Here is an 18252-nt window from a genome sequence, read left to right on the forward strand (position 1 = left end):
TTTGCTGTGGCCACGGTGATTCCGCGGGCGCCAGCCCGGCACAGCCAGGACCAAGCGATGAGCAGAGACGACATGGAATCCGCGCACCTGTTGCGCGCCCGCGCCCGCGATGCGGCGATGCGGGGCGACGGCGCGCTTGCGCACTCCCTCTTCAGCGCCCTGCTGGCCCATGCGCCCGGGGATGCGGAGGCATCGAACTACATCGCGGTGAGCGACCTGGCCGCCGGCCGCGTCGGCGAAGCGCGAGCGCGACTGCAGCGCGTGCTGCAAGCGCACCCCGATGACCCGACCACGCGCAAGAACCTCGGCATCGCGCTCCTTCGTGCCGGCGAGGCCGAGGGTGCGCGCGAGGTGCTCCGGGCGCTGGTCACGGAAGACCCCTCCTTCTTCGTCGCGCGCCTGCACCTGGGCGTGGCGTACGAGCAGCTTGGCGACCGCGAACAGGCCGCCAACGAATATTTCCGCGCGATCGCCGCCGCACAGCAGCAGGGCCACTGGACCGCGCCCCGCACGACTCCTCCGGGGCTGCGCCCCGCGGTGGAGCACGCTATGGAGGTCGCCCGCCTTGGACGTCGCGCCCTGCTCGCCTCGCTTCTTGGGCCCTTGCGGGAGAAGCACGGCACCGCGGCGATGGAGCGCGTGGACCGCTGCGTCTCCGGCTATCTCGGCGACCTGCGCCTGAGGCCGGCCGACCCGCGGCAGCAGCCGCAGTTCCTCTACTTTCCCGGGCTGCCGGAAACCCCGGTGTTCGACCGGGCGCTGTTCCCCTGGTACGACGACATGGAGCAGGCCACCGGGCTCATCACGGCGGAGTTGCGCGAGGTGCTCGGGGACACGCCGCAGCTGGAGCCGTTCCTCGGCGAACCGCCACCGGGGCTCACGTCCAGCTACCTGAGTGGCGACGGCGGATCCGGCGCCCCACGGTGGGACGCCTTCTTCTTCTACCGTCACGGGCGCAGGTACGAGGCGAACGCACGAAGGTGCCCGCGCACCGTCGAGGCCCTCGACCGCGCCCCCACCGTCCGGATCCCGGGCCATGCGCCCGAGTCACTGTTTTCCGTCCTCGGACCGGGCTCGCACATCAAGCCGCACCACGGCGTCACCAATACACGCGTGGTGACGCACCTGCCGCTGGTGGTGCCCGAGGGGTGCCGGCTCCGCGTCGCCGACCATATCCACGCCTGGCAACCCGGACGCTGCTTCACGTTCGACGACACGTACGAGCACGAAGCCTGGAACCGCAGCAACGAAACCCGCGTGGTCCTGCTCTTCGATGTGTGGAACCCGTATTTGACGCAGCCTGAACAAGAGGCCCTGGCCGTGCTGGTGAGGGGCCTCGGCGACCTCGACCGTCCCGCACCAGGCTCCCCTTGAGAACGGAGAGGGCAACCGCCAAGGACAGGATCGGCACAGTGGCACCGGCCGAGCAACGTTTGCCGTATTTGGCGCAACATCTCCAACTAGCTGATTCGTAGGCTCTTTTCCGGGGGTGTAACAGCGCTCTAAGTAAATCTTAATGGGACTTTAATTCTTTCCTCCCTGCGACTACCATCGACCGGCCCTACCGGGTTTCGCAGCCACTTTTGCTGCATCCGGGGGGTCCCATGGGATACCAAGACTCACTTGGAGAGAGAGATGCAGTTCAAGACCCACAAGCTCCGCGACGCGATCACCTTCGCGCTCGTTGCGGGCGCCACCAGCGTCGCCGGTACCAGCGTCGCGTTTGCGCAGGACTCCGGCCAGGGGGCCACCACGCTCGATCGCATCGAGGTCACCGGCTCGCGTATCCGCCAGGTCGACATCGAGACCTCGCAGCCGGTCCTGATGATTTCCCGCGAGGAGATCGAGAACCAGGGCTTCAGCACCGTCGCCGACATCCTGCAGAACGTCTCCGCCGCGGGCAGCCCCGCCTTCAGCCGCGCCTCGCCGCTGACCGCGAACGCCGAAGCCGGCGGCTCGTACATCGACCTGCGCAACCTGGGCGCCACCCGCACCCTGGTCCTGGTCAACGGCAAGCGCCTGGGCATCAGCACCGCGGGCTACCAGGACATCTCCACCATCCCGTCCTCCGTGGTCGAGCGCATCGAAGTCCTCAAGGACGGCGCGTCCTCGATCTACGGCTCGGACGCGATGGCCGGCGTGATCAACATCATCACCCGCAAGAACTTCGATGGCGCCGAAGTCAATGCGTACTTCGGCCAGTACGACGAAGGCGACGGCACCATCCAGAGCTATGACTTCGTCACCGGCTTCTCCGGCGACCGCGGTTCGGTGACCATCGGTGCCGAGTACCACAAGGAAGAGGAAGTCTGGGCAAAGGACCGCTGGTTCTCCGCCGACAGCTACCCGGGCTACCCGCAGTACAGCAACACCGTGGTCGGCCAGTGGGGCAACTGGCGCCGCTCCGGCACCACCGATCCGTGGATGGCACCGAACCGCGGCAGCGACGCCCTGGACGAGTCGGACTTCCACCCGCAGACGTCCGAGGACACCAGCCGTGCGTCCGACCAGATGCACCTGCGCACCCCGCAGGAGCGCCGCTCGCTGTTCGCCACGGCGGACTTCGAGATCACGGACAACATCCGCTTCGTCAGCGACATGGCGTACAACCAGCGTGACGCCTTCCGCCAGATCGCCGGGTACCCGACGCAGTCGACCGCCATCGACGCTCCGATGCACGCCGACAGTGTCTTCAACCCGGTCGGCGAGCAGATCGACTGGCGCCGCCGTGGCTGGGAAGTGCCCCGCACGACCCAGAGCGACCTGACCACCTGGCGCTTCACCGCCGCCCTGGAAGGCTCGTTCGACATCGGCGATCGCTACTTCGACTGGGACGCCGGGACGCTGTACAACAAGACCGACCTCAAGGTCATCAACAACGGCAACTTCTACAAGCCGCATGTCCGCAATGCGGTCGGTCCGTCGTTCGTCAATGCGCAGGGCCAGATCGTCTGCGGCACCCCGGACGCCCCGATCGCGGACTGCGTTGCCTGGAACCCGTTTGCCGGTTTCGGCACTGGTGCCGTGGAGCACTCGCTCGACGACCCGCGCGTGCAGAACTATCTGTTCAAGCAGGAGCACGCCCTCGGCGAGACCGAGACCAACAGCTACTTCGCCAACCTGGCGGGCTCGCTGTTCTCGCTGCCGGCAGGCGACCTCGGCTTCGCCGTCGGGTACGAGTACCGCAAGGAGCAGGGCGGGTTCTTCCCCGACGCGATCGCCCAGTCGGGTGACTCCACCAACCTGGCCTCGGGCCCGACCTACGGCAGCTACCAGCTCGACGAGTTCTATGCCGAGCTGAACATCCCGGTGCTGGCCGACGTGGCCTTCGCCCAGGAGCTGACGTTCAACGTTGCCAGCCGCTACTCGGACTTCGATACCTTTGGTGACACCACCAACAACAAGTTCGGCCTGAAGTGGCGTCCGGTGGACGACCTGCTGGTGCGTGCGACCTACGCCGAGGGCTTCCGTGCCCCGACGATCTCCAATCTGTACGGCGGCGGCTCGCAGACCTTCACCACCGGCTTCCGTGACCCGTGCGACAGCGTCTACGGCGAGGCACGCGGAAGCGCCCGCTGCCTGCAGGACGTCGCGGCCGACTACCGCCAGCTGCAGCAGGGCTTCGTCCCGACCGACGGCCCGGCGGCGCAGACCCCGGTCCCGTTCACCAGCGGCTCGAACCCGAACCTCTCGCCGGAGACCTCCGAGTCCAAGAACCTCGGCATCGTCTACAGCCCGAGCTTCGTCGAGGGCCTGAGCGTCGCGGTCGACTGGTGGAACATCCGGATCGAGGACACCCTGGTGTCCGACACGCCGAACCTGATGCTGAGCGACTGCTACGTCGCGCTCATCGAGTCGCGCTGCGCGGGCTTCACGCGTGATCCGGTGACCGGCATCGTCAACGACCTGACCTACGGCCTGCGCAACGCCGGTTACTACGATACCGAGGGCTACGACGTTGACCTCGGCTACCGTATCAACACCGACTACGGTCGCTTCGGCGCCCAGTGGCAGACCACCTACGTCAGCAAGTACGAAGTCAAGTCGACCAACGACTTCGACGCCGTACCGTCGCAGTACAACGGTTTCAGCTCCTACTTCCGTATCCGTTCGAACCTGAACCTGAACTGGAACCTGGGTGATTTCGGCAGCTCGCTGGGCTTCCGCTACTACTCGGGCGTGAAGGAAAGCTGCACCTTCGACGAGCACTGCAACCTGCCGGACTACCAGGCCCCGGATACGCAGGGCAACGTGACCCCGCAGAACCGCGTTGGTTCGGTCACGTTCACGGACCTCCAGTTCAGCTGGAATGCTCCGTGGAACGCGAAGATCGCCATTGGTGCGAACAACGTGTTCGACCGCACCGGCCCGGTGATGTACAGCCAGCCGAACTCGAACTACTCGTACTACGGTGGTTACGACATCGGTCGCTTCATGTACGTGAAGTACCAGCAGCGCTTCTGATCCATCGTCGCGCTGAGCAACACCACCACGGCCCCGCAAGGGGCCGTGGTTTTTTGTGCAGCCAGGCAGGCCATTCCCGGCCCTGGGCGCGCACATGAAAAAGCCCCGGCATGCCGGGGCTTTTTCCTGGATACGCGGGACTCTGCGGGGGAGCCGCTGCCGGCCCTAGCCAGCCAGCGCGCGCGCGATCCGCTGCTGCTCGTCCTTCAGCGCCCGAGGCATGCGCGGACCGTAGCTGTCCAGGTACTCGCCGATGCTGTCGAACTCGGCCTTCCAGCCCTCGCGCTCGAAGCCGAACAGCTTCTCCCTGGCTTCGCCCGTCAGCTCCAAGCCGTCCAGGTTGAGGTCGCCGGCAGTCGGCAGGTTGCCGATCGGGGTCTCCACCGCGCCGGCCTCCCCCTTGACCCGCCCGATCATCCACTCCAGCACGCGCAGGTTGTCGCCGAAGCCCGGCCACAGGAAGTCGCCGCCGTCGCCCTTGCGGAACCAGTTGACGTGGAAGATCTTCGGGAGCCTGTTGCTGCCGTCGTCGAACGACAGCCAGTGGGCGAAGTAGTCGGCGAAGTTGTAGCCACAGAACGGCTTCATCGCCATCGGGTCGCGGCGCATCACGCCGACCGCGCCGGTGGCGGCGGCGGTGGTCTCCGAGCCCATCGCCGCGCCCACCAGCACGCCGTGGGTCCAGTCGCGGGCCTCGAACACCAGCGGCACCAGCGACGGGCGGCGGCCGCCGAAGACGATCGCGCTGATCGGCACGCCCTCGGGGTTCTCGGCCTCCGGCGACCAGCTGGGGCACTGCCGTGCGCTCACGGTGAAGCGCGCATTCGGATGCGCCGCCGGACGCTTGCCGGCGTCGTACGGCTCGCCGCGCCAGTCGATGGCAGGCTCGCCCTCGCCCAGGCCTTCCCACCACGGCTGGTTGTCGGCGGTCACCCCGACGTTGGTGAAGATGGTGTTGGACTGGATGGAGGCCAGCGCGCTCGGGTTGGACTTGCGTGAGGTGCCCGGGGCGACGCCGAAGAACCCGGCTTCCGGATTGATCGCGTACAGGCGGCCGTCCTTCCCGGGGCGCATCCAGCAGATGTCATCGCCGATGGTGCTGATCTTCCAGCCGTCCTTCCGGTAGCCCTCCGGCGGGATCAGCATGGCCAGGTTGGTCTTGCCGCAGGCCGACGGGAACGCGGCGGCGATGTAGTGGGTCTCGCCCCGGGGGTTGGTCACGCCCAGGATCAGCATGTGCTCGGCGAGCCAGCCCTCGTTGCGGGCCTGGTGGCTGGCGATGCGCAGCGCGTGGCACTTCTTGCCCAGCAGGGCGTTGCCGCCGTAGCCGGAGCCGTAGGACTTGATCGTCAGCTCCTCGGGGAAGTGCATGATGAAGCGGCGCTCCGGGTCGAGCTCGCCGGTGGAGTGCAGGCCCTTCACGAACCTGCCCTCGCGCTCGATCCGCGCCAGGGCCGGTGCGCCCATGCGGGTCATGATCCGCATGTTGGCGACCACGTACGGGCTGTCGGTGATCTCCACCCCGCAGCGCGACAGCGGCGAATCGATCGGGCCCATGCAGTACGGGATCACGTACATCGTGCGCCCCTGCATGCAGCCGTCGAACAACGCGTCGATCTTCGCGTGGGCGTCGGCCGGCGACATCCAGTGGTTGTTCGGGCCGGCGTCGTCGCGTTCGGGGGTGCAGACGAAGGTCAGGTGCTCGACGCGGGCGACGTCGTTCGGGTCGGAGCGGTGCAGCCAGCTGCCCGGGTGGGTCTCGTGGTTGAGGCGGATGAGCGTACCGTCGGCTTCCATGCCGGCGACCAGGGCAGCGTTCTCGGCATCGCTGCCGTCGCACCAGTGGATCGCGTCGGGGCGGGTCAGCGCCGCCACCTCCGCCACCCAGGCGTTGAGCGCGGCGAGGGAACTGCCGGCGGTGCCGGCCGGGGAAACGTCGGGGACTGCATTCACGGGCTGGACCTCCGCCGGTGGATTCTGGGGAATGCCCGGCGCCGCCGGGCGCGGAAAATCAGGCGGACGGGATCAGCGTCGCCATCATGTGCTCGACGTAGTCGTCGAATTCTTCCTGCTGCAGCCGGGCCTGGCGCAACTGCAGGTTCAACTGCAGAAAGCCGACGTAGGCCGCGTAGGCGAGCCGGGCGCGGTGGCGGGCCGCGGCCTTCGCCAGGCCGGCCTGGCGGAACGCCGCGGCGAGGTAGTCCAGCCGGCGCTCGGACACGCGGCCGATCACCGGCTGCACGACCGGGTGGTCCATCGCGCGCAGGAGTTCGGAGTACACCACGTGGGCCCGGTACTCCTGCGCCACCATCGCGAACAGCGCGCGCAGGCGCTCGCGTGGGTCGCGGATCGCCTCGAGCTCGCCGAACGACTGCTGCTCGTCACGCTCCCAGCGCTCCAGGGCCGCCACCAGCAGCGCCTCGCGGGAGGGGAAATGCCAATAGAAGCTGCCCTTGGTGACGCCCAGCCGGCGTGCCAGCGGCTCGACGGCAACGGAGGCGACGCCCTGCTCGGCGATCTGCTCCAGTGCCGCGATTGCCCAGTCGTCGGCGCTGAGCCGCGGTGCGCGCTCGCCGCGGCCCGTCCCGGCGCGGGCGGCAGTGTCCTTGTCGGTGTGCTTGGGTGCCGGGGTCATGGGGAGGGGAGTGTAACTGGTGGGGGGTGGGTGGGGGTGGCGCGGGGGGCGGTTGGGGTGCGGAGGCCCCCATCCGCCCTTCGGGCACCTTCCCCCGCGACGGGGAAGGGAAAGGCGGGAGGAAGGGAGACGCGGGATCAAACGGGTGTTTGACATCGGCTTGCCACGCCTAACATACTCGGGCGTATGCGATGGCGCGGGGGCCGTTGGCCGGCCGCGCCTGCAAATGCCTACCCTGTCGATGCCGCGCGACCCCGCGGCCGGCCCCTGGAGCGAACCATGAGCATCGCCGCACCGTTCCTCGTCTTCCTGCTGATCGGCGGGTTCGCCGCCTACCACCGCCTGCGCCTGGCCACGTGGACCGCGCTCACCGCGGCCGGCCTGCTGGCCTGCTGGCTGCTGGGGGCCAGCGGCGGGGCCACCCTGGTGGCCGCGCTGCTCACCGCGCTGATCGCGGTCCCGCTGCTGCTTCCGCAGATCCGGCTCAACACCATCACCCGGCCGCTGCTGGACTTCTATACGAAGATCCTGCCGCCGCTGTCGGAAACCGAACGCGTGGCGCTCGAGGCCGGCACCGTCGGCTTCGAGGGCGAGCTGTTCTCCGGGCGGCCGGACTGGGATGCGCTGCTGCGCCAGCCGCCAGCGACGCTGAGCGCGGACGAGCAGGCCTTCCTCGACGGCCCGGTCGAGGAGCTGTGCCGGATGGTCGATGACTGGCACATCACCCACGAGCGCGCCGACCTGCCGCCGGAGATGTGGGAGTACCTCAAGAAGAACCGCTTCTTCGGGATGATCGTGCCGAAGGAGTACGGCGGGCTGGGCTTCTCGGCGCTGGGCAACCACAAGGTGATCCAGAAGCTGGCTTCGATCTCCTCCACGGTCAGTTCCACCGTCGGCGTGCCCAACTCGCTGGGCCCGGCCGAGCTGCTGATGCACTACGGCACCCAGGAGCAGAAGGACCATTACCTGCCCCGACTGGCGGACGGCCGCGAGGTGCCCTGCTTCGCACTGACCGGACCGTGGGCGGGTTCGGACGCGACCTCGATCCCGGACTTCGGCATCGTCTGCGAGGGCGAGTGGAACGGGGCGAAGGTGGTCGGCGTGCGGCTCACCTTCGACAAGCGCTACATCACCCTGGCGCCAGTCGCCACGCTGATCGGCCTGGCCTTCCGCATGTACGACCCGGACGGGCTGCTGGGTGATACCCGCGACATCGGCATCAGCCTGGCGCTGCTGCCGCGCGACACACCCGGCCTGGAGATCGGCCGGCGCGCGATGCCGCTCAACAACCCGTTCCAGAACGGCCCGCTGCACGGCCGCGACGTGTTCATCCCGCTCAGCCAGCTGATCGGGGGCGAGGCGTATGCCGGCAAGGGCTGGCAGATGCTGGTCGAGTGCCTGTCGATCGGCCGCTCCATCACCCTGCCCTCCACCGCCAGCGGCGGAGCGAAGATGGGCGCGGTGGTGACCGGCGCCTACGCCCGCATCCGCAAGCAGTTCGGGTTGTCGATCGGCCGCTTCGAGGGCGTGCAGGAGGCGCTGGCACGCATCGCCGGGCGCGCGTACGCGGTCAGCGCACTGTCGGAGGCTTCCGCCGCCGCGGTGGCCCGCGGGGAACTGCCGGCGGTGCCCTCCACGATCTCCAAGTACCACTGCACCGAGATGGGCCGCGAGGTCGCCCGCGACATCATGGACGTGATCGGCGGCAAGGGGATCATCCTGGGGCCGCGCAACTTCGCCGGCCGCAACTGGCAGGCCTCGCCGATCGCGATCACGGTCGAGGGCGCCAACATCATGACCCGCTCGCTGATGATCTTCGGCCAGGGCGCGATCCTGTGCCATCCGTGGGTCCTGAAGGAGATGAAGGCGACCACGATCCCGGACCCGGAGGAGCGCCTGGTCGAGTTCGACCGCAACCTGTTCGGCCACATCGGCTTCGCCATCTCCAATGCGGTGCGCTCGTTCTGGTTCGGCCTGACCAGCTCGCGCTTCGGCAAGGCGCCAGGCGATGCGTATACCCGCCGGTTCTACCGCAAGCTCAACCGCTACTCGGCCGCACTGGCGCTGTGCGCGGACACCTCGATGCTGATGCTGGGCGGGAAGCTCAAGTTCAAGGAGTCGCTGTCCGGGCGCCTGGGCGACGTCCTCAGCCACCTGTACCTGTGCAGCGCGATGCTCAAGCGCTACCAGGACCAGGGCAGCCCGGAGGCCGACCAGCCGCTGCTCGCCTGGGCCTTCCACGACTCGGTCCACAGGATCGAGATCGCGCTGTCGGGCGCCCTGCGCAACTTCCCGGTGCGGCCGGTGGGCTGGCTGCTGTGGCTGCTGGTGTTTCCGCTGGGCCGCCGCGCCCAGGCGCCCAGCGACCGCCTGGGCCGCCGCGCCGCCAGCCTGCTGATGGTGCCCAACGAGGCCCGCGACCGCCTTGCCGAGGGCGTGTTCACCACCCCGGGCCCGAACAACCCCGGCGGGCGCATCAACAGCTACCTGGAGGCCGTCGTCGCCGCCGAGCCGGTCGAGCGCAAGTTCATGAAGGCCCTGAAGGCCAGCGACATCGAGGCGCTCACCTTCGCAGAGCAACTCGCCGCCGGCGTCGCACAGGGCTGGATCACCGAGGACGAGCGCCAGCAGCTGGAAGACCTGCGCGAGATGACCGTGGATGCGATCAGCGTCGACGACTTCGACCCGGCGGAGCTGCCCTCCGCCGGCTTCGAGCGCCGCCACGGCACCCGGGAGGACCTGGCCACGGCGTAGGGCGCAATACGCCGCGGGGCGGCTATTGCGCCCTACCGTCCTCCGGCAACTCGCGCTGCGCGCGCACCACCGCCCACGCGGCCGCGGTCATGCCGGCGGCGACCCCGATGCCGGTGAGGAACACGATCCCGGAGCCCAGCGCCGCCAGCCCCTTGTGCATCCACACGAACGCCAGGTCACCGCCCCGGTAGACCACGGTGTCGATGGCGGCCTTGGCCTTGTAGCGGGACTCGCGGTCGACCCGGGTGTACAGCGTCTCGCGCGCCGGCTTGGCCAGGGAGAACTCGCCGCCGCGCAGGACCACCTGGACGATAGCCACCATCAGCGGCAGGGGCGAGGCGGCAAGCAGGCAGTAGCCGGCCAGGATCGCCAGCGCCGGCCCGAGCAGCGCCGGGGCCACGCCGAAGCGCCGCAACAGCCAGCGCGTGAGCAGCAGCTGCACGACCAGGGTGAGGCCGTTGACCGCCCAGTCGAGGGTCGCGTAGTAGCGGGTGGCCGCCTCCGCGCCAGGGAAGTACTCGCGCACGATCGCCGCCTGCTCGTTGTACAGCAGCGTCCCCACGCCTACGCCGAAGAACAGCATCAGGGCCAGCGCCCGCAGCAACGGGCGCTCGAGGATCAGCCGCAGACCCGCGAGCACGGAACCGCCCATCGCCTCCTCGCCACTGGCCTCGCCGTGGCGCCGCTCGCGGCGGATGGCCCACGGCCTCAGCTTGAGGATGCACAGCAGGCACACCGCCAGGAACACCGCCGAGACCAGCAGCAGGTTCGCCACGCCCACCGTGCCCACCAGCGTGCGGGTGATCGCCGGCCCCGCCAGCGCGCCGATGGTGCCGCCGGCGCCGATGTAGCCGTAGACCTTCCGGGCGTCCTCGTTGTCGAAGACGTCGGCCATGAACGACCAGAACACAGTGACGGCGAACAGGTTGAACACCGCCACCCAGATGAAGAACGCGGCGCCACGCCCGGACACACCCGTGTGGAACAGCCAGTGGAACGCGACCAGGCAGGCGATGAAGACGAGGTACACCACGGGCAGGAACACCCGCCGCGGGAAGCGCGCGACCAGCGCTCCGTAGAGCGGCTGCAGCGCCACCATGGCCAGGAAGGTCCCGCTGAACAGCACCTGCAGCGTGTAGTCGCCCAACGCGTAGCCGTGGCCGGCGGCCCAGTCGACCAGCCAGCGCGGGAACACCGCCTCCGCGTTGCCCGAGGCACCCATCGCGTCGCGGACCGGGCGAAGCACGTAGTAGCCGCACAGCAGGCTGAAGAAGTACAGCAGCGACCACCAGAGCGGCGGCGAGCCGGCCAGCGCGTCGCGGAAGCGATGCACCCGGTGCGCGAAGGACGGGGGGCTCATGCCCGTCCCGGCAGGGGCGGCAGAGGACAGTGCAACATCGCGCAGACGGTGCGGAGCAGTTCGGACTCCGCGACGCTGATCCTGCCGTCGTGCGAGATCGCCACCGTCACTGCTTCCACCAGCACCCGCTTGGCCAGCGGATCCAGCGCATCCAGCGGTACCCAGACCTGCTCCAGGGCGTGCGGCGCGTTCGTCGGCGGCCGGTACTCGATGCTGGCTGCCGGCAGGATCCGCTGCATGCCGGCCAGGTAGGCGTGCCGGGCCCCGACGGCGTCACCGTGCCCGGCCGAGGCGACGACCGCCAGCAGCGTTGCAATCTCGTTGCGCAGGGCAGCCGGCTGCCGGCGCCCGATGCCCGCGTGCCGCGCCGGCGAGAGTGACTCGCGCAGCTGCAGGGTCAGCACCCGCCCCAGGCAATACTCGAACAGAGAGAGCTGCCCGTCCGCCATGCCGACCGCATGCACCGCATCCAGGAACAGTTCCAGCTGCGGCCGCGGCCGGCGGCGCAGAACCGGGAAGGCCAGTTCGGCCAGCGGAATGCGGAGCATCGGATGCAGGCCGGACAGCTGCTGCCGGTGGAGCTGGTCCGCATCCACCGCGATGGTCTGGCCGAGCCGGGTACGGATCGCCTCCAGCTGGAGCGCCGAAATGCCCGGGTCGGGATCCAGCAGCAGGCCGAGCACCAGCGCCATGACCCGCTCGCGCGCGGACGCGAGCTGCCGCAGCTCGGGCGACAGCGCGGCGAGAATGCCATCGGCGGCGATGCGGTCGTCCTGGCCCGGGTTGGCGACCTGCGCGGCCACCTCGCCAGGCTCGACCCGCTGCTCGCTGCCGATCGCCGGCAATCCGCCTGCGTGGAAGCCCATGTGGGCGTCCTCGTCGAGTCCCAGCGGCGGCCGCTCCATCCAGCGGTCGGCCAGGCGGTCGAGGTCGGCCGGCCGGAAACCCGGCTCCAGGACCTGGATGCGCTCGAGCAGCGGCGGATGGGTGGCGAACAGGCGCGCGGCCAGGCTGCCGTATGCCACGCCCTCGCCGAACAGCATGTGGCTGACTTCCTCGGCGTCACCGCGCGAGGACAGTTCCGAACCGTCCGCCAGTCCCCCGATCTTCTTCAGTGCGCCCGCGAGACCGGCCCGCTGGCGGGTGAACTGCACCGCGCTGGCATCGGCAAGGCGCTCGCGGCTGCGCGAGACCGCCGCCCGGATCATGCGCGCGAAGAGCAGGCCCACCCACCCCACCACGAGCGCGACCAGCCCCACCAGCACCAGCGGGGCACCGCCCCCCGCACCACGACCGCGCGGATCGTGCGAGAGCGGACCGAAGCGGAGCAGCCGCTGGCCGATCAGCGCGATCACCGAGATCCCGAACAGCACGCCCACCAGCCGCAGGTTCAAGCGCATGTCGCCGTTGAGGATGTGGCTGAATTCGTGGGCGACCACCCCCTGCAGCTCGTAGCGGTTGAGGCGGTCGAGCGCCCCGCGGGTGACGGCGACCACCGCATCGGAGGTCGAGTGCCCGGCGGCGAACGCGTTGATGCCGGCTTCGCGCTCGAGCACGTACAGGCCCGGCACCGGGATCCCCGACGCGATGGCGACCTCCTCGACCACGTTGCGGAGTCGGCGCAGGTCCGGATCGGTCGTGTCCTCGGGTACGCGTTCCCCCCCGAGCTGCTGCGCGACGACCTCCCCGCCGCCGGACAGGCTGGACAGCCGGTACAGCGAACCCAGCCCGATAATCGCCAGCGTGATGACCGCCACCCAGGCGAGCACCTCCGGCGAGGGGCCGACGATCGACCAGGCGATCAGCTCCAGCGCGCCGACGATCATCAGCACGGCCAGCGCGAACAGCACCACCAGCCAGCGGCTGGAGCGCCGTGCCGCGGCCTGGAGCTCGAAGAAGTTCACCGGACCGCGCTATCGGGCGTCAGGCGCTCTCGCCGAAGCGGACCTGCGGGGCCTCGCGCATTTCCCGGCGATCGGCCGGGATCGACAGCATGGACGCGGGCTCGAAGCCGAAATTGCCGGCCACCAGGCTGGACGGGAACATCTCGCGCCGGTTGTTGTAGGCCATGACCGCATCGTTGTAGGCCTGCCGCGCAAAGGCGAGGCGGTTCTCGGTGCTGGTCAGCTCCTCGGTCAGTTGCGCCATGGTGCGGTCGGCCTTCAGCTCGGGATAGGCCTCGCTGACCATCATCAGCCGGCCCAGCGCGCCCTCGAGCGCGCCCTCCGCCCGGCCCAGGCGGGCCATTGCGTCCGGGTCGCCGGCCTTGCCCTTGGCGGCCGCCAGTCCGCTGACCGCGGCGCCGCGGGCGGCGATCACCGCCTCCAGGGTCTCGCTCTCGTGGGCGAGGTAGCGCTTTGCCGTCTCGACCAGGTTGGGAATCAGCTCGAAGCGGCGCTGCAGCTGCACGTCGATCTGCGCGAATGCGTTGCGCCAGGCGTTGCGCAGGGCGACAAGCCGGTTGTAGGTACCCACGGCCCAGGCCACGGCCAAGGCGATCAAACCCAATGGAATCAGGAAGCTGAACATGGTTGTTCGCGCACCTCGGGAAACCGGCGTTATGATCGGATGAACCCAGCATACGCAGGCGTTGGAGCCGATGAAAGACAGCACGCACCATTCGCGCCGCACCCCCCGCCGTCTGCTGGCCCTCGGCATCCTCCTGACCCTGGCCGTGGGCACTGCCGCGCAGACCCCGCCCGGTCCGGCGGGCGAGGCCGACGCCACGCTGGCGCCGGCTGGATCCACCCTGCCGACCGTCGAGCCCGACGTCCTGGCACCGCCGGTGTCCAGCGTACCGGCACCCGTCGAGTCGGCCCTGGAGACCGGGCCGGAACTGCCCGCCGGATTCCACGTCCCGACCTTCGAGGCCATCGCCCAGCAGATGGTCGCCGACCAGCGCGTGCCCGGGCTGGCCATGGCCATCGTCCACAACGGCAAGGTGCTCAGCGCGCGCGGCTACGGCATCACCGACGTCAGCGACGCCGAGCCGGTCGACGCGCACACCGTGTTCCGGCTGGCCTCGCTGTCCAAGGGCTTCGCCGGCACCATGGCCGGGCTGCTGGTTGCCGACGGCGCGATGCGCTGGGACAGCAAGCTGGTCGACTACATGCCGGACTTCCAGCTCAGCCGGCCCGGCGCCGCCGAGCGGATCACCGTGGCCGACCTGCTGAGCCACCGGGTCGGGCTGTCGCGCAACGCCTACGACCGGGACCTGGAGCGCTACGTCTCCTATCGCGAACTGACGCAGAAGCTGGCGACCGCGCCGCTGCAGTGCGAGCCGGGCACCTGCTACGCCTACCAGAACGTGGCCTTCAGCCTGGTCGGCGACATCATGTTCGCGGCCACGGGCGACTTCTATGCCCAGCAGGTGCAGCGCCGCCTGCTCAAGCCACTGGGGATGAACGACGCCAGCCTCGGACTGGAAGGCATCGAGTCCAGCGCACGCTGGGCCAAGCCACATGTGCGCGGGCGCGGCGGCTGGGTGTCGGTGATGCCCAAGCCGACCTATTACGAGGTGGGACCCGCCGCCGGTGTCAACGCGAGCGCCAGCGACATGGCCCAGTGGCTGATCGCCCAGACCGGCCACCGGCCCGACGTGATCCCGAAGCCGCTGCTGGCCACCCTGCACTCGCCGCTGGTCGAGACCCCCTACCAGACGCGTACCGCGGCCTGGCGCCGTGCCCGGCTCGACTCGGCCGGGTATGGGCTGGGCTGGCGCGTATACGAGTACGAAGGCCACCGCGTGGCGTACCACGCCGGCGCGGTGCAGGGCTATCGCGGCATGATCGCGGTGGTGCCCGAGCTTGAGCTGGGCATCGCCCTGATGTGGAACGGCGAGAGCACGATCCCGTCCTCGATGCTGCCGACGATCCTGGACCGCGCATTCGACATGCCGTCGGAACTGACCGCATGGCTGAGCATCGACTTCGATCCCTCGCGCATGTATGCCGAGGCCGTCGAGGAAGGCCACGCGCCGGGCAGCAGCTCCGGCCGCGCCTCCGCCGCACCGCGGTAAGCACCGCATAAACACGAACCCCCTCCCGCCTGGGCAGCGGGAGGGGGTTCAAGTTTCCGTCGTTTTTTCCAGCCGGTCAGATCATCGGTGACGGCGTCACCGGCATCGGGCGCGGCTGCTCGGCCTTCTTGGTGCGGCGCGTTGCCTTGCGGGTGGCCGGCTTGTTGGCGGCGGTCTTGCTGGCCGATGCCTTCCTGGCGGGGGCCTTCTTTGCCGTCGCCTTCTTGGCGGTTGCCTTCTTGGCGGTTGCCTTCTTGGCGGTTGCCTTCTTCGCGGTTGCCTTCTTCGCGGTTGCCTTCTTGGCCGTCGCCTTCTTTGCGGTGGCCTTCTTGGCCGTCGCCTTCTTTGCGGTGGCCTTCTTGGCCGTCGCCTTCTTTGCGGTGGCCTTCTTCGCGGTTGCCTTCTTCGCGGTCGCCTTCTTGGCAGTGGCCTTCTTTGCAGTGGCCTTCTTTGCAGTGGCCTTCTTGGAAGTGGCCTTCTTGGAAGTGGCCTTCTTGGAAGTGGCCTTCTTCGCCGTCGCCTTCTTGGCGGTTGCCTTCTTGGCGGTGACCTTCTTCGCGGTGGCCTTCTTGGCGGTTGCCTTCTTCGTGGTTGCCTTCTTGGCCGTCGCCTTCTTCGCGGTCGCCTTCTTGGCGGTGGCCTTCTTGGCAGTGGCCTTCTTCGCGGTAGCCTTCTTCGCGGTGGCCTTCTTCGCGGTGGCCTTCTTCGCGGTGGCCTTCTTCGCGGTGGCCTTCTTTGCAGCGGCCTTCTTCGGGGCGGTCACGCCGTTGCCGGTGGAGCCGGCGGTGGTGGTGGTCTCGCCGGGATTGGCGTTCTCCGTGGCGCCGCTGGTAGCGGTGTCCCTTGCGGTTTTCCTGGTGGCCATTGGTGGCTCCTCGTCAGTGGTCTATCGGGGTTACAGCCCAGTACCAAGCAAATGCCGTGGGCGGTGCCCATGGCCAACCGCCAGTGCAACGCGCACCGGAACGGATCGGGTCCGGCCATGCCTTCCCGACACACGGCGCGGAGTGCGCGCGCATGCGTATGCGGCCCCGTCATGGACGAGGCGGGAAGCGATGGCCTGGAGAGGGACGTCGTGCACGAGTGAGTGCGGAAGAGAAACCGGCCCGTACCGTTCGTCCCGTGGGAGAAGGTCAAGGCGTGCAGCGCGCGTTGTCGCGTAGGTTTTTCTCACTTGCTTCCGCAGGAGACGTCTGCTTCGCGAAACCTAATCACGCTGCAGTAGGGTGTCAACAACACACGCGATTGACTACGACCAAAGGGCAACAAAAAACCCGCGCCGTTTTCGTGGCGCGGGTTCGATTTCCACTCGGGAAGGGACGCGATTCTTCGTGGCTCAGCCTTCGTCGGCCTCGACCATCCGCGCGTATGCGTCGGCATCCATCAGCTCGTTGAGCTGGTCGGCGTCGTCGACCTCAAGGGTGAACAACCAGCCTTCGCCGAACGCATCCTCGTTGACCGTCTCCGGGGTATCGGTCAGCGCCTCGTTGACCGAGACGACGGTGCCGGCGACGGGGGCGTAGATGTCCGACGCGGCCTTGACCGATTCCACGACCGCGATCGCCGCGCCCGCATCGAAGTGGTCGCCCGGCTCCGGGAGCTCCACGTACACCAGGTCTCCGAGCTGGCCCTGGGCATGGTCGGAGATGCCGACGGTGACCTTGCCGTCGCCCTCCACGCGCACCCACTCGTGCGACTTCATGAACTTCAGGTCACCAGGGATCTCGCTCATGGCATTGCTCTCCGCCAGGGGGAAGGAAGGGCGCACAGTGTACTGGCGCCATGGGGATCATGGACCACGGAATCAGCCGGCGATACCCGGGGCCGCCTCGCCATTCTTGACGAACGGCGCCGCCACCACGCGCACCGGAACCTCCTTGCCGCGGATGTCCACCCGCACGCCCGTGGTACCGGGAGCGAAGTCGCCGGCCGGCACGCGCGCCAGCGCGATCGCCTTGCCGGTGGTCGGCGAGAACGTGCCCGACAGGATCTCGCCCTCCCCCGCCGGGGTCAGCACCTTCTGCCCGTGGCGCAGCACACCGCGCTCGTCCATCACCAGCGCGATGAGCTGCCGCGGCACGCCGGCCGACTTCTGCTGCTCCAGCGCGGCACGGCCGATGAAGTCGCGCCCCTCCTCCAGCGACACGGTCCAGCCCAGGCCGGCCTCGTAGGGCGTGACCGACTCGTCCATGTCCTGCCCGTAGAGGTTCAGTCCCGCCTCCAGGCGCAGTGTGTCGCGCGCACCCAGGCCCGCCGGCCGCACGCCGGCATCGAGCAGCGCCTGCCACAGCGCCGGTGCCTGGTGCGCGGGCAGCACGACCTCGAACCCGTCCTCGCCGGTGTAGCCGGTGCGAGCGACGAACAGCTCGGCGCCGGCCGCGCTGCGCACCGTGGCGCTGGCAAAACGGCCGAGCTTCTCCACGGTTTCGCGGTAATCGGCGGCGACCAGGTCGATCACCTTCGAACGGGCGGCCGGACCCTGCACCGCGATGATCCCCAGGTCCTCGCGCGGCCTGACCTCGACGTCGAACCCGGCCGCGTGCCGGCCGATCCATGCCAGGTCCTTCTCCCGGGTGGAGGCGTTGACCACCATCCGGAAGAACTCCTCGCCGAGGAAGTAGACGATCAGGTCGTCGATCACCCCGCCCTTCTCGTCGAGCATGCAGGTGTACAGCGCGCGGCCCTGCGCCTTGACCTTGTCGATCGAGTTGGCGAGCAGGCGGCGCAGGAAATCCCGGGCACCCGCGCCGTGCAGGTCGACCACGGTCATGTGGCTGACGTCGAACATGCCGGCGTCGCGGCGCACCTGGTGGTGCTCCTCGATCTGCGAACCGTAGTTGAGCGGCATGTCCCAGCCGCCGAAGTCGACCATGCGCGCGCCCAGCGCGCGGTGGCTGTCGTTTAGGGTGGTCTTGAGGGTCATGGCGGTCCGGGGCTGTGGAGGGGGCTGGCCATTATCGGCGATCGGGCCCGGGAAATGCGGCATCGGCGAGCCCCTCCGCGCTATGCTCGGCCCACCTC

The 18252-nt window shown here is 69.0% G+C and carries 12 protein-coding genes; 4 read left to right on the forward strand and 8 right to left on the reverse strand.

Going from position 1 to position 18252, the window contains the following annotated elements:
* The first annotated feature begins 57 nt into the window (after positions 1-57).
* Together G545_RS0104270 and G545_RS0104275 are read left to right on the forward strand one after the other, a co-directional pair.
* Complete coding sequence (locus G545_RS0104270) at positions 58-1374, forward strand: aspartyl/asparaginyl beta-hydroxylase domain-containing protein (RefSeq protein WP_027069308.1); 1317 nt, start codon at positions 58-60, stop codon at positions 1372-1374.
* A 261-nt stretch (positions 1375-1635) separates the two neighbouring features.
* Entirely contained in the window at positions 1636-4464 is a 2829-nt protein-coding gene (locus G545_RS0104275; protein WP_027069309.1) for a TonB-dependent receptor plug domain-containing protein, read from the forward strand.
* A gap of 165 nt (positions 4465-4629) precedes the next feature.
* Here G545_RS0104275 and G545_RS0104280 read toward each other — a convergent pair whose 3' ends face one another.
* The gene (locus G545_RS0104280) at positions 4630-6417 is read right to left on the reverse strand and encodes a phosphoenolpyruvate carboxykinase (GTP) (RefSeq protein WP_052106604.1); all 1788 of its coding nucleotides are present in this window, start codon (positions 6415-6417) and stop codon (positions 4630-4632) included.
* A 58-nt stretch (positions 6418-6475) separates the two neighbouring features.
* The gene (locus tag G545_RS0104285) at positions 6476-7099 is read right to left on the reverse strand and encodes a TetR/AcrR family transcriptional regulator (RefSeq protein WP_027069311.1); all 624 of its coding nucleotides are present in this window, start codon (positions 7097-7099) and stop codon (positions 6476-6478) included.
* A 279-nt stretch (positions 7100-7378) separates the two neighbouring features.
* Between G545_RS0104285 and G545_RS0104290 the strand changes: the two genes are divergently transcribed.
* Positions 7379-9853 carry an acyl-CoA dehydrogenase gene (locus G545_RS0104290; protein ID WP_027069312.1) on the forward strand — a complete coding sequence of 825 codons (2475 nt, stop codon included), beginning with the start codon at positions 7379-7381 and terminating at the stop codon, positions 9851-9853.
* A 22-nt stretch (positions 9854-9875) separates the two neighbouring features.
* Here G545_RS0104290 and G545_RS0104295 read toward each other — a convergent pair whose 3' ends face one another.
* Genes G545_RS0104295 through G545_RS0104305 form a run of 3 tightly spaced genes read right to left on the reverse strand, consistent with a single transcriptional unit; the run spans position 9876 to position 13742 of the window.
* The gene (locus tag G545_RS0104295; RefSeq protein ID WP_027069313.1) at positions 9876-11213 is read right to left on the reverse strand and encodes an NTP/NDP exchange transporter; all 1338 of its coding nucleotides are present in this window, start codon (positions 11211-11213) and stop codon (positions 9876-9878) included.
* Positions 11210-13117 carry a M48 family metallopeptidase gene (locus G545_RS0104300; RefSeq protein WP_027069314.1) on the reverse strand — a complete coding sequence of 636 codons (1908 nt, stop codon included), beginning with the start codon at positions 13115-13117 and terminating at the stop codon, positions 11210-11212. The genes G545_RS0104295 and G545_RS0104300 overlap by 4 nt, the downstream gene beginning before the upstream one ends.
* A gap of 19 nt (positions 13118-13136) precedes the next feature.
* Complete coding sequence (locus G545_RS0104305; RefSeq protein WP_027069315.1) at positions 13137-13742, reverse strand: LemA family protein; 606 nt, start codon at positions 13740-13742, stop codon at positions 13137-13139.
* A gap of 70 nt (positions 13743-13812) precedes the next feature.
* Between G545_RS0104305 and G545_RS0104310 the strand changes: the two genes are divergently transcribed.
* The gene (locus G545_RS0104310; protein WP_052106790.1) at positions 13813-15231 is read left to right on the forward strand and encodes a serine hydrolase domain-containing protein; all 1419 of its coding nucleotides are present in this window, start codon (positions 13813-13815) and stop codon (positions 15229-15231) included.
* Positions 15232-15307: 76 nt separating this feature from the next.
* On the opposite strand, the gene G545_RS14925 is transcribed toward G545_RS0104310, so the two are convergent.
* The 3 genes from G545_RS14925 to gcvT form a co-directional block, all read right to left on the reverse strand.
* Positions 15308-16096, reverse strand: coding sequence for a histone H1-like repetitive region-containing protein (locus tag G545_RS14925; RefSeq protein WP_081677713.1), 789 nt, complete (start codon positions 16094-16096; stop codon positions 15308-15310).
* Positions 16097-16567: 471 nt separating this feature from the next.
* Positions 16568-16963 carry a glycine cleavage system protein GcvH gene (gcvH, locus tag G545_RS0104320; RefSeq protein ID WP_027069317.1) on the reverse strand — a complete coding sequence of 132 codons (396 nt, stop codon included), beginning with the start codon at positions 16961-16963 and terminating at the stop codon, positions 16568-16570.
* Between the two features lie 72 nt (positions 16964-17035).
* Positions 17036-18154, reverse strand: coding sequence for a glycine cleavage system aminomethyltransferase GcvT (gene gcvT / locus G545_RS0104325; RefSeq protein ID WP_027069318.1), 1119 nt, complete (start codon positions 18152-18154; stop codon positions 17036-17038).
* Between the last annotated feature and the right edge of the window lie 98 nt (positions 18155-18252).

The sequence above is a fragment of the Lysobacter defluvii IMMIB APB-9 = DSM 18482 genome (genome assembly GCF_000423325.1).
Taxonomy (GTDB): Bacteria; Pseudomonadota; Gammaproteobacteria; order Xanthomonadales; family Xanthomonadaceae; genus Novilysobacter; species Novilysobacter defluvii.